Origin of the sequence: Alkalicoccobacillus porphyridii (assembly GCF_007293315.1) — a bacterium.
Lineage (GTDB): Bacteria > Bacillota > Bacilli > Bacillales > Bacillaceae_D > Alkalicoccobacillus > Alkalicoccobacillus porphyridii.
On record NZ_VLXZ01000016.1, the window covers coordinates 38794 to 51008 of the forward strand.

The 12215-nt window shown below is 42.6% G+C and carries 11 protein-coding genes; 2 read left to right on the forward strand and 9 right to left on the reverse strand.

The window, feature by feature from the left end:
• The first annotated feature begins 50 nt into the window (after window positions 1-50).
• Window positions 51-662 (forward strand): GNAT family N-acetyltransferase, encoded by a 612-nt coding sequence (locus FN960_RS18630; RefSeq protein ID WP_143850382.1) that lies wholly within the window; start codon window positions 51-53, stop codon window positions 660-662.
• Here FN960_RS18630 and FN960_RS18635 read toward each other — a convergent pair.
• The 9 genes from FN960_RS18635 to FN960_RS18675 form a co-directional block, all read right to left on the reverse strand.
• Window positions 659-1879, reverse strand: coding sequence for a PucR family transcriptional regulator (locus FN960_RS18635; RefSeq protein WP_143850383.1), 1221 nt, complete (start codon window positions 1877-1879; stop codon window positions 659-661). The genes FN960_RS18630 and FN960_RS18635 overlap by 4 nt on opposite strands.
• Before the next feature lie 125 nt (window positions 1880-2004).
• Window positions 2005-3483: a sodium/proline symporter PutP gene (putP, locus tag FN960_RS18640; protein WP_143850384.1), complete on the reverse strand. Its 1479-nt coding sequence runs from the start codon at window positions 3481-3483 to the stop codon at window positions 2005-2007.
• A 75-nt stretch (window positions 3484-3558) separates the two neighbouring features.
• Window positions 3559-5109 (reverse strand): L-glutamate gamma-semialdehyde dehydrogenase, encoded by a 1551-nt coding sequence (gene pruA, locus FN960_RS18645; protein WP_143850385.1) that lies wholly within the window; start codon window positions 5107-5109, stop codon window positions 3559-3561.
• Window positions 5110-5126: 17 nt separating this feature from the next.
• The gene (locus FN960_RS18650; RefSeq protein ID WP_143850386.1) at window positions 5127-6044 is read right to left on the reverse strand and encodes a proline dehydrogenase family protein; all 918 of its coding nucleotides are present in this window, start codon (window positions 6042-6044) and stop codon (window positions 5127-5129) included.
• A 514-nt stretch (window positions 6045-6558) separates the two neighbouring features.
• Window positions 6559-6825 (reverse strand): YwdI family protein, encoded by a 267-nt coding sequence (locus FN960_RS18655; protein ID WP_143850387.1) that lies wholly within the window; start codon window positions 6823-6825, stop codon window positions 6559-6561.
• A gap of 67 nt (window positions 6826-6892) precedes the next feature.
• Complete coding sequence (locus FN960_RS18660) at window positions 6893-7138, reverse strand: MerR family transcriptional regulator (RefSeq protein ID WP_306461629.1); 246 nt, start codon at window positions 7136-7138, stop codon at window positions 6893-6895.
• A gap of 45 nt (window positions 7139-7183) precedes the next feature.
• Complete coding sequence (locus FN960_RS18665; protein WP_143850388.1) at window positions 7184-7915, reverse strand: exonuclease domain-containing protein; 732 nt, start codon at window positions 7913-7915, stop codon at window positions 7184-7186.
• Between the two features lie 7 nt (window positions 7916-7922).
• Window positions 7923-8933, reverse strand: a complete 1011-nt coding sequence (locus FN960_RS18670) for a DUF294 nucleotidyltransferase-like domain-containing protein (RefSeq protein WP_143850389.1) — start codon at window positions 8931-8933, stop codon at window positions 7923-7925.
• 11 nt (window positions 8934-8944) lie between these two features.
• Window positions 8945-10207, reverse strand: coding sequence for an ammonium transporter (locus tag FN960_RS18675; protein ID WP_143850408.1), 1263 nt, complete (start codon window positions 10205-10207; stop codon window positions 8945-8947).
• A gap of 298 nt (window positions 10208-10505) precedes the next feature.
• On the opposite strand from FN960_RS18675, the gene FN960_RS18680 reads away from it, so the two are divergent.
• Window positions 10506-11156: a spore coat protein gene (locus tag FN960_RS18680; protein WP_143850390.1), complete on the forward strand. Its 651-nt coding sequence runs from the start codon at window positions 10506-10508 to the stop codon at window positions 11154-11156.
• Window positions 11157-12215: the final 1059 nt, after the last annotated feature.

The window sequence follows — 12215 nt, forward strand, 5'->3', positions numbered from 1 at the left end:
ATTGAATTCTCATTTCTATTAGTATAAAAGGATGGAGGTGTTTCATACATATGAGTACGATCACAGTGCGTCCTTATACGCTTGAAGATTACGATGCTTTATTAACTATCCAAAAAGAGGCCTTTCCTCCACCCTTCCCGTCGGATTTATGGTGGACAAAAGAGCAGATTCAGAGTCATGTGGAAACATTTCCGCAGGGTGGCCTTATTGCCGAGGTACATGGGACGCCTGCTGGTTCTGCTACCTCTCTTCTTATAGAGTTTGATGGGAGCTCTCATACATGGGATGAAGTCTCTGATTCAGGCTTCATCCGCGGCAGTCATCAACCTGATGGCGACAGCTTATACGGGATTGATTTATGTGTAAGGCCAAGTATGCGCGGACAAGGCATTGCTCAGGCTTTATATGAAGCTCGCAAGCAAACTGTACGCGACCTCGGCCTCAAGCGATTTATTGCGGCTTGCCGCATTCCCGACTATTACAAGCATGCGGACAAGCTATCCGTTCAAGACTATGTTCGGGCTGTTCAAAACCAAGCTCTTAAGGATCCTGTCTTAAGCTTTATGCTGAAGCAGGGGCTAACACCGATATCCATCCTCCCGAAATATGTTGAGGATGAAGAATCATTAGACTACGCCGTCTTAGTAGAGTGGCTCCATTAGGCTTGCTCGCGTCTTGTTTTTTTTAAGACCATAATGTCTATTAAGAGCTGGCATTTCAAGTTAAAATCGTCAAATCGAATGGAAGTCAGCTCTTGAATTTGTTTTAGTCGGTAAGACAGGGTATTGGGGTGGATAAAAAGCTGCTCTGATGCGGCTTTCACACGGCAATTGTGAATGAGATATTGCTCAATCGTTTTGATAAATTCTGTTTGACTGGTTGCATCCTTGCGCTCTAAAATAAGTAGATCCGGGTTCTGGTATCCTGTTTCTTCTTGAACTTGAGAGAGGGTCTCTACATATTTGAATAGACCAATTGTTGAAAATTCTCTTCGTTCAACTGGCTGTTCCCCTAACATATCTGCAATTTTTATAACCTTTATGGCTTCTGAATATCCTCTTGCTAGCTCTGTTAGATTTAAGCACGATCGACTAATCCCGATCCACATTTGTCGATACTCTTCTTCTCCGGCTTCTTGCTTAAGAGAGTGGAGCATCGCTCGAATGATGGTTTGTGTGGGATTCTCACTTGTCAGCACGATAATTGATCCCTCATGCGTTAAAATATAGCTATTAGGCAATCCAATTTGCCTTAGAGCTTCCACCCTTTTTGCAAGGAGAGCTCCTTTTTTTTGTTTAATGGCGGTGACAACTAAATGTCGTGTAAAAGGGATCCCTTCGTCGTAAGCTAGCTCCTGTAGCTGCTGCTTCGAGGTGAATGAGTGAGCCAGTGCCATTTGATAAACGTGATCGGCAGCATCACTTTTTGCTAACTTCATCACCTGGCTTTCATACATGGTTTGCGCTAAATGAACAGCCGCCTCCTCAAAAAATTCAAGCTCCTGATCCGTAAGTGATTGTTGATACTCCTGCAACCAGATATACCCTTGAATCTCACCCTTGTAGCGGATGGTTTTAACAATTCTTGCGTTCAAGCCGATTTCTTCTATTGGTCCTACATTAAATCGTTCGTTACTTTCCTGTAGCTTTTGGATAATACCACATTCAAGAAATTTATCGTATATATGCTGCGGACATTTTTTGGAGAAAATCGTTTGTTGGTTGGCTAAATCAAATTGATGGATATGGTAGGAGTGATAGGCTGCTAAAGAGAAATCAGCACCTTCAAGAATAACAGGTCGTTTTAACTCTCTGCTTACATAATCAACAATGGCTCCAATCTCTGATAATGCTTCAAGCTTTTTTAGAGGCTTGTCCATACCTTGTAAATCCCCCTGCACCGTTTTCCCTCTATCATACTTGTATTAAAGGACCTTGTATAGCAATAGACATACAAAGAAAAACCCTCAGGCTGAGTAAACTCTCCCGAGGGCTTTCTATATCATTAGGATTGTCGTTTTACTTCATCAAAGACATTTGTTATCTCCTCTGAAGGTGTTTTTGTTAACAGACTGACTACATAAATCATCAGAACACTAACAATAAACCCAGGAATAATCTCATAAAGATCCTCAGATAGACCAATGACACTAGATAAGTCCAGAGTAGACCACAGTAAAACAACCACTGCTCCAGATATAATACCAGCAAGTGCTCCTTGAGCATTCATTCTACGCCAGAAAAGACTCATGAGAATAACAGGACCAAAAGAGGCACCAAAGCCTGCCCAAGCATAACTTACCATATCTAATATTCTTCCAGGTTGTATCCAGGCAATGAGCAATGCCGCAGCTGAGATAAGTAATACCGCCAACCTCCCGACGATGACCAACTCTTTATCGGAGGCTGCACGCCTGAAGAATGATTTATACAAATCATCCGTTAAGGAGCTGGCTGTAACAAGCAGCTGAGAAGAAATCGTACTCATGACAGCTGCCAAAATAGCGGAAAGAATAAATCCTGTAATAATTGGGTGAAATAAGATATCCCCCAATTGAATAAATATCGTTTCAGGATCTGCAATCTCCATCCCCTGCTGAGCATAATAAGCTAAACCAATTAATCCGGTAAATACCGCTCCAGCCAGTGATACAATCATCCAGCTCATTCCGATTCGCCGCGCTTTGCCTGCACCTTTTGCCGTCGTTAAAGCCATAAAGCGAATGATAATATGCGGCTGTCCAAAGTAACCGAGTCCCCATCCAAGAAAGGAGATAATGCCTACTGCCGTCATGCCCGTAAAGATATTCAGCATCGAAGGGTCAATGGCTCGAACCTCTGTAGTCACCTCTGTTGGTCCACCCATTGTAATCAAAGTCACGACTGGTACAAGCACGAGGGCAAGCATCATGATCATGCCCTGCACAACATCCGTCCAGCTAACTGCTAGAAATCCACCAAACAATGTGTAGGCAATCGTCACACCTACCAATACCCAAATCCCAGTCTGGTAGCTCATTCCTAGTACATTCTCAAATAAAACTCCACCAGCCACCATACCAGACGCTACATAAACGGTAAAAAATATAAAGATAACAATACTAGAGAAAATACGCAAATAGCGAGTATGGTCTGCAAAGCGATTTTCAAAATATCCAGGAATGGTAATGGAATTATTAGCGACTTCTGTGAACGTTCTAAGCCTAGGGGCAACATACAACCAATTTATGTACGCCCCCATCGTTAAACCAATGGCAATCCAGGCTGCACTAAATCCCTCTACAAACACAGCACCCGGCAGCCCCATCATCAGCCAGCCGCTCATGTCAGATGCCCCTGCACTGAGGGCTGCAACTCCTGGAGTTAACCCTCTCCCTCCTAACATATAGTCCGAATGTGAGGAAGTACGCTTATACGCGTAATACCCAATAAAAAGCATGGCCACCATGTAGACTACGATAGAGCTTATTAAATAGATATTCATCTTATCCCTCCAGTTATGTATATACAAAAAGATGGAGCGGAATATAATCCGCTCCATCTATATGATTACCCTATATTAATATGTTTCACTCACTGTTTTAGCATTCATGTGTAAAGCTAGATAATCTGGCCCACCTGCTTTGGAGTCAGTACCTGACATCTTAAAGCCACCAAACGGGTGATAGCCAACGATTGCGCCCGTGCAGTTACGGTTAAAGTACAGATTTCCAACATGGAACTCATGCTTTGCACGGTCGATATGTGCACGGTTATTTGTAATGACCGCACCAGTTAATCCGTATTCCGTGTTGTTTGCCACTTCTAGCGCCTCATCGAAGCTTGATACTTTAGAGAATGCTAGAACTGGTCCAAAAATTTCTTCTTGCATAATGCGAGATTGTGGATCTGCATCAGCAAAAATGGTTGGTTGAATGAAGAAACCTTTAGAGTCATCGCCTGTTCCGCCACTCACTAAACGGCCTTCTTCTTTTCCAATTTCAATGTAACCCATGATTTTTTCATATGAGGCAGCGTCAATGACAGGTCCCATGTACGTTGAGTGCTTTTCAGGATTACCAGTTGTTTGTGCTTCTGTGATCTCAATGACACGGTTTAAAACCTCATCATACACATCCGCATGCACTACTGCTCTTGAGCCAGCTGAGCATTTTTGACCGGCAAAGCCGAATGCTGATGCAAAGATAGACTGAGCGGCAAGCTCGACGTCTCCATCCTTATCAACAACAACCGTGTCTTTTCCACCCATCTCAGCAATAACTTGCTTAAGATGCTGTTGACCAGGCTGCACTACTGCTGCACGTTGGAAAATGCGTGTTCCCACTTCACGTGAGCCCGTAAAAGTGATGATGCTTGTTTCAGGATGATCAACAAGTGTATCTCCAACTTCTGCTCCACTACCTGGTACAAAGTTAATAACACCGTTTGGAACGCCTGCTTCTTCTAGTACTTCTACAAAGCGCGCAGCAATAACAGGCGTTGCACTAGCTGGCTTTAAGACAACCGTATTCCCTGTTACAAGTGGCGCTACTGTGATCCCCGCCATAATAGCAAATAGGAAGTTCCAAGGTGGAATGGAAACTGTTACTCCCGTTGGTGTGTAGATGTATTGATTGTACTCACCATCACGGCTTTCAATTGGTTTACCTTTTGCCATATCAATCATTTGACGCGCATAGTACTCCATGAAGTCGATTGCTTCTGCTGTATCAGCATCTGCTTCCTTCCAAGGCTTACCTGCTTCTTTCACTAGCAATGCTGAGAATTCATGCTTTTGACGACGCACAATGGCAGCAGCACGGAACAAGATGTTAGCACGGCCCTCAGGAGAAGTGTATCTCCATGTTTTGAACGCTTCTGCTGCAGCATTGACAGCTTTTTCAGCAAGTTCCTTTGTTGCTTTTGAAACCGTCCCAACTACTTCGTCCTTTTTAGCTGGGTTATATGAAACAATTTTATCTTCAGTCGTAATACGCTCTCCATTAATAACAAGCGGGTATTCCTTACCCAACCATTCCTTATTAACGGTTTTTAGAGCCTTTTCAAAGGCTGCTTGATTTTCTTTCACACTAAAGTCAGTGAATGGTTCGTGCCTATATGGTGTTGTCATACGATCATCCTCCTGCGTTATTTTTTGGTTAAACCTTTTAAAGCAAAGCTGATATTCGAAGGCTTTTCAGCAAGCCTTCTCATGAAATAGCCATACCAGTCATCTCCATATGGCATATAAATGCGTACATTGTACCCTTCTGCCTTTAGATCTTCCTGAGTTTTTGCACGCATACCATACAGCATTTGAAATTCAAATTGATCCTTTGGTATGTTCAGCTCTTCAGCCAGCTGCTTTGTATATTGAATCATGCTGTCATCATGTGTGGCGACAGCTGTATAGATTCCTGTTTCCAGTTGTTTCTGAATCAACTTCTTGAAATTCTCACTGATATCCTGCTTTTCAGTGTGAGCAACAGAGGCTTCTTCTTTGTAGGCTCCTTTTACTAAACGAATAAAAGGTTGGTGTTCGTTAAGGTCATTCAAATCATTCTCAGATCGGAATAAGTAAGCCTGAATCACCGTACCAACAAGCTTAAATTCCTGCTTCAACTCGGTAAACAGATCAAGCGTTGCCTGACATCTTGACTCATTTTCCATGTCGATTGTCACTAAGACTTCATGCTTGGTTGCTTCTCTGAGAATGTCGCGCATATGATCTCTAACTAGGTTGATATCTATATCAAGACCTAGCGAAGTTAGCTTCACAGAAACTTGAGTATCTAGCTTCTCTGCTGCAATCGTTTGAATGGTGGTTATACATTCTTGCGTTCGTTCCTTTGCGACCTGTATGTCAGTCACAAATTCACCTAGATGATCCACTGTAACCTGGATCCCTTTTTCGTTCAAACGTTTAATATGTGGAATTGACGATTCAAAATCAATGCCTCCAATAATGGTTCCCGAAGCCACTGACTTTCCCCATCTTCTGGCCATGTAATTCAGCCCGCGGTTCTTAGATAAAAACAAGAAAAAATCTCTACTTAAAGCGTCCACCCTGAACACCTCGTTTCTCTTGAATACTATCTTAACTTTACTTGAGCCGCTCTGTTCTTCGCAATATTCTTAGAAGACAACGTTTTCAGGAAAACATTGTGGATTACACACAAAGATTTTTTTGTGTGTAAGATTGAGTGACAAAAGAGATTGAAATTAGAAGTAATTCCTTAATAAAAAATCCTAGCTTTCGCTTCCTGGTTGGGCACGCTTTCCACTTGCCCTCACCTCAAGGCAACTGAAAAGCCATGTAAGAATGTGCTGACTGGCGCCGCTACAGGAGAACCCTACGCTTTCAGCGGAAACGGCCTCAGCCCTTGAAGTGGAAGGGCGCCACTTCAATGTCTTCAGACTCGTTCTGTTCCGTAGGAGTCTTCGGGTTCTCCTTCCGCTAACATTCTGACTTAAACAATTGAAGAAAGTTCTCAGACTTATAAAGATAGTTTTTCAGCGGCCTCCATCGAGTCCTCTCTTTTGTAGATGAATCCCTTTCACAAAATAAGAGAGAGGTATTTTAAAAATCAAACAGACTTCCTGGTTTTTCGCTTGTGTTTTGGGTGGTTGGAGTTGGTGCTGGTGTTGAGACTGCTGGTTTTGGTGTGTGTTCTGGTGGCTGTATGGTTTGTGAATGGTTTGGGGTGTCCTTTAATAAGCGACAATAGCCTTCTATTACAGATGTATATTCACGCACCGCTTGATGATCTTGATTATTGATGGCCTGCTTTAATAACCTAAGTTGTTCTTCCATATTGGTTACGACACGTTCTGCCGAAATGTTCATGGGGCTCACCTCTTTCATACATAGTTTATCACAAAAAAAGACTACCCTTGTAGGAGTAGTCTAAGTCTCAACCGTCTGAAGACATAATTGCTTTAATGCCAGCGATGTTGATCCCTTTTTCAATATAAGCCTTTACCATGTTGAGCCGCTCAATATCAAACAGTGAAAACATACGCTGATTTCCTTCATTCCGATCAGGCTTCACAAGCCCTTGTTCCTCATAATAACGAATTTGTCTTGCAGTTAAATCCGTCATTTCCATGACAACTCGTATCGGGAAACAGGCTTGTTTAGGCGGGATGTCATGACTCACAACCCTTTCCTCCTCTTTTTTTGATCTTAGGTGGATGAATTCTCATCATTTCCCTTTAGCTAGATATACATAGATATCACGCAATGTGCGAAAGCCCATCTCCTCAGCCTTCAACAAATTAGAACGCCACAGTTTAGCTGCAAGCACTGCATCAGCCATCGCATGGTGGCGATTTTGAGTTTCAATTTGATAATAAGCACAGCACTCATCAAGCGTTACCAGATTCTCATCCGGCGCAACCACTCTCGTCAAAAAAGAAGTATCCACTAGTCTGTGCTGAAACGTTAGCCTTAGCGTTTGCCACGTGGCATGCGCCATAAATCGTTTCTCGTGACTTGCATGATGTGCCACCAGAGTGGATTCTCCCATAAACTGATAAAAGGAAGGCAATACTTCTGCAAGTGTTGGAGATGCAACTAATTCTTCATTCGTTAACCCTGTTAAAGCAAGAATTTCCTCAGACGGTTGCTTTTTGGGCTGCACCGTTGAATAAAAGGTATGTTCCTCTCTAATCTCTACGCCCTTCATTTTGATAGCACCTATTGAAAGAATACTATCCCCCACATCGGGATTAAATCCACTGGTTTCAAGATCAAACACTACAAATGGAAGGGTTAAAAGTGGTTGATCAATGACATCATACTGCTTTAATTGCCGCTGGATTTCACGAACATGTGCCAACTGATCCGCTCTAGATTGCTGCTGCGACGATGTATATATACCAGGACTTAATTTAGTCGATAGCTGCTTCATAAGCTGAATCATATTGTTCATCATAATGGATTTACTCTCTCCCCACGACTTTTTCTATCTTATGGTAAAGCTCTCTCCCCTCTTTAATCCATTCTTTAAGCTGTTTCTTTTCTTCTGAAGAGAGCTTAGAAACCTGAAGATGATGGATGAAGTCATAGTCATCAATAGACTGTTGCCATAAAAGTCGTTTCTCGAGCAACTTCTTATAAGAAGGCTCTAGCTTTTTTATGGCATCGTGTTCATCTGAAATGTGCTGAAACCGCGATAACGTCTCAGCGGCTTCTACCTCTTCCTTAATAGCTAAAAGCCTAAGGCCATTCACGTATGGAAATAGGGCAAGCTGCTTTAAATCAAAGGTTCCCTTATATTTCCCCGAGGTTTCTGTAAGTAGTTGACCAAACAGGCCAATCCCGTTACGCAGACGCCCAGTGTTATGTTTAAAACGGTCAAGAAGCTCAGGATTGTTAGTTACTTCAGCAAAAATGATGTGTTTAAGCTCAGACAGATAATTCTCTTCACCCCAAACGACTCTGCCATCATAAAAGGTTAATAAATAGCGAAGGTTCTCCCACGTATCCTCGCGTAACCACCCTTTAATTTGTTTGGCAAAATCCTCCCTTGATTTGCACCATTTTTTATTTGAGGCCATCACATTTCCATCGCATCGCTCGTATCCTACTGCCTCTAAAGCTTCCACAATATTTTCTCCAAGAGTTAAGAAATAAGACTGTAAATCTTGATCCTCGTCTTCATCTGATTGATCATAGATAATACCGTGATCCTGATCACTCCAATAGAGCTGTTCCGCCCGTCCTGCACTACCCATAACAAAGAAAGTAAAGTGAGTGGGAATCGTTCCCCACTCACTTTCTGTTTTTTCAATAGCAATCTGAATGGTTTCTTTTGTTAACTTTTCATGGAGCTCGTGAACCTTTTGAATGGATGGTTCAATGTTCTTCATGTCAGATAAACGTTTTTGGTATAGTTCGTCTAATCGACTCTGCCAATTACCATCTTGTTTTTTTGAAGGCAGTCCACTCATTAGGACCTCCCTTAAGCACCTGTCTTTTTCTTGTCTACTTCAGCTTGCATATTCTCAGGATAGCCGTAGCTACCATGCTCACTAATATCAAGTCCCATAATCTCTTCTTCCTCGGTAACACGAAGTCCACCAAGAATGGCTTTAATTCCTAGTAGAAGAAGATACGAAGCAATAAAGGCGAACGCGCCACAAGCAACTACACTGATGATTTGAACTCCTAGTTGAGAAAATCCACCACCGTAGAATAATCCTGCTAAGCCGCCATTCATTTCTGCTAGCTCAGGTGTAGCAAAGAATCCTGTTGAAATCGTACCCCAGACACCAGCAACACCGTGCACGGAAAGAGCAAAAATCGGATCATCAATTCTTGCTTTATCAAAGAACTTCATACTGAAGAATACAATTAATCCACCAATTGTACCAATAATAACAGCCGCCCACGGTGCAACAAAGGCACAAGATGCTGTGATTGCTACAAGACCAGCCAACGCACCATTTAACATTGTCGGAACATCTGACTTACCTGTTACAGCATATACGATGAATAGTGCAGCAATGGCACCAGCACCTGCAGCTAGCTGCGTGTTTAATGCAACGTAACCGAAGAATCCATCTGCAACTCCACCCGTACTACCTGCGTTAAATCCAAACCAACCTACCCAAAGGATCAATACCCCGAGTGCAGTAAACACTTGGTTATGTCCAAAAATTTCATTAGCTGTACCATCTTTATTAAAACGACCAAGACGTGGTTTAAGTAGAATGGTTGCAGCAAGTGCTCCCATTGCTCCTGTTAAGTGAACCACGGTTGAACCTGCGAAATCTTGTTTACCAAGTGATGATAACCAGCCTGCATCACTCCAAATCCAGTGTGCCACAAGCGGATACACAACTGCAGAGAACGCGATGGCAAATAATACATATGCTGCAAGCTTTCCACGTTCAGCAAAACCACCAAAAGCAATCGTTAAAGCAATCGCTGCAAATGTAAGTTGAAAGAAGAAGTCAACCGAACCAGTTGTTCCTTCTGCATCAAAGCTCGTAAAATCTCCAAAGAAAAAGTCTGATAAACCAATAATTGCATTTCCTTCACCATATATAAATCCATATCCTACTGCCCAAAACACGAGGGATGCAATACCCACTGTAAAAATAGTTTTACCAGCAATATGCCCCGCATTTTTCATTCGTGTTGAACCAGCTTCAAGTAAAATAAATCCACCTTGCATAAAAAGTACTAAAATTGCAGCTACCGTTAACCATACATTATTCATAAGAAAAATAGGATCGTTCAAGTTCGTTTCGCCCCTTTCAATCTTTTACTTGCGTAAAGATAGTTGACATCTCTTGTCACCCCTAATTATACGTTTCTACAAAGGCTTCGCTACTTCCATGGCAGATTACCTAACATTATTTCTACTCTTCAGAAATAACTGAATATTTACTTTCCCTTGTACGCTCGCATGATAATGCGCTTTCATTTTTTATTAAAAAATATCGTATGTATACTCAATTTTAAGACACATTAATGAATGGACTATAATGTCCTTATAAAAAGGAGGCCGTCTTTTCATGAATAGCTTACCGAACCAAAACCAAGCAAACCAAACTCAATCTGCTCAGGTCCCACCTAAAATGAACCATGGCGGACACGAATTATTTGACTGTCACGAGATCATTGCCGGTATGATTAACGTGATGGATCAATATATGATGTTCCGTTCATTTATGAAGGATCAAGAGCTCATTGAGATGCTCGACCGTCAATATTCATTTATCGAAAGCCAATACAATTTAATTGTAGAAGCCTTCAGCACAGGTCAAAAACCCTCTGGTTCAACTGGCGTCTACAAGATGACCCAAAGTCATGATGTTACCTTTGGAATCAAACCATCACAGCCAAAAAAACCGAACCAATCTCTAAACGAGATAAAAGAAGCAGGGTTATCAGCACATATGCTTGGACTATTGAAATCGGAAGCTTCTCTTATTGGAATGGCTGCATGTGAAATTACGAATCCCGTTGTCCGCCGCGTGCTAGCAGACACCATTCCAAACTACATTGAAATGGCATACGAGGTTTTCCTTTACCAAAATAAACACGGGTACTACCAGGTTCCACAACTGACTGCCCAAGACACACAAGCCATGACCCAGGCATACGTACCAGCTACGCAACCAGTACAAATGCCAACAGCAAAATCAAATCAAATGTTGCAATAAATGAAGAACCCCCACTAAGGTCAGTGCACTGGCCGTAGTGGGGGTTCTTGGTTAAGAGTGAAGAGGGATTGAAGAAGGTTTGTTTTCTCTTGGTGAAGGTGTTTGCTTCTTGCTATACCGTCTGCTGCTCTTGGTATGTAGGCTTTTCTTCTTGATATGAGCCTTTGCTTCTTGCTAAATGCTCCGTTTCTCTTGGTATGCGAGTTTTTCTTCTTGGTAAGAGCTCTGGCTTCTTGCTATATGCCCCGCTCCTCTTGGTATGCAGGCTTTTTCTCTTGGTAAGAGCTCTGACTTCTTGCTATATCGTCCGCTTCTCTTGGTATGAAGGCTTTTTCTCTTGGTAAGAGCCTTTGCTTCTTGCTAAATGCTCTGCTTTTCTTGGTATGCGAGTTTTTCTTCTTGGTATGAGCCTTTGCTTCTTGCTAAATGCTCCGCTCCTCTTGGTATGCGGGCTTTTCTTCTTGGTGCAGCTCTGGCTTCTTGCTATATCTCCAGCTTCTCTTGGTATACAGGCTTTTCTTCTTGCTAAGTGCTCCGGCTTCTTGCTATATCGTCCGCTTCTCTTGGTATGCAGGCTTTTCCTCTTGCTATAAGCTCCGGCTTCTTGCTATATCGTCCGCTTCTCTTGGTATGCGGGCTTTTCTTCTTGGTATAAGCCTTTGCTTCTTGCTAAATGCCCCGCTCCTCTTTGTATGCAGGCTTTTTCTCTTGCTATGAGCTCCGGCTTCTTGCTACATCGTCCGCTTCTCTTGGTATGCAGGCTTTATCTCTTGGTAAGAGCTCTGGCTTCTTGCTATATGCACCGTTCCTCTTGGTATGCAGGCTTTTCCTTTTGCTATGAGCTCTGGCTTCTTGCTATATCATCCGCTTCTCTTGGTATGCGGGCTTTTCTTCTTGCTATGAGCTCTGGCTTCTTGCTATATGCCCCGCTCCTCTTGGTATGCAGACTTTTCTTCTTGCTATAAGCTCTGGCTTCTTGCTATATGCTCCGCTCCTCTTGCTATGCAGGCTTTTCCTCTTGCTATGAGCTCCGGCTTCTTGCTATATGCCCCGCTCCTC

Coding starts and splice junctions, on each gene's coding strand:
- FN960_RS18630 (WP_143850382.1), top strand. CDS start 51: ATGAGTACGATCACAGTGCGTCCTTATACGCTTGAAGATTACGATGCT.
- FN960_RS18635 (WP_143850383.1), bottom strand. CDS start 1,879: ATGGACAAGCCTCTAAAAAAGCTTGAAGCATTATCAGAGATTGGAGCC.
- putP (WP_143850384.1), bottom strand. CDS start 3,483: ATGAATATCTATTTAATAAGCTCTATCGTAGTCTACATGGTGGCCATG.
- pruA (WP_143850385.1), bottom strand. CDS start 5,109: ATGACAACACCATATAGGCACGAACCATTCACTGACTTTAGTGTGAAA.
- FN960_RS18655 (WP_143850387.1), bottom strand. CDS start 6,825: ATGAACATTTCGGCAGAACGTGTCGTAACCAATATGGAAGAACAACTT.
- FN960_RS18665 (WP_143850388.1), bottom strand. CDS start 7,915: ATGATGAACAATATGATTCAGCTTATGAAGCAGCTATCGACTAAATTA.
- FN960_RS18670 (WP_143850389.1), bottom strand. CDS start 8,933: ATGAGTGGACTGCCTTCAAAAAAACAAGATGGTAATTGGCAGAGTCGA.
- FN960_RS18675 (WP_143850408.1), bottom strand. CDS start 10,207: ATGAATAATGTATGGTTAACGGTAGCTGCAATTTTAGTACTTTTTATG.
- FN960_RS18680 (WP_143850390.1), top strand. CDS start 10,506: ATGAATAGCTTACCGAACCAAAACCAAGCAAACCAAACTCAATCTGCT.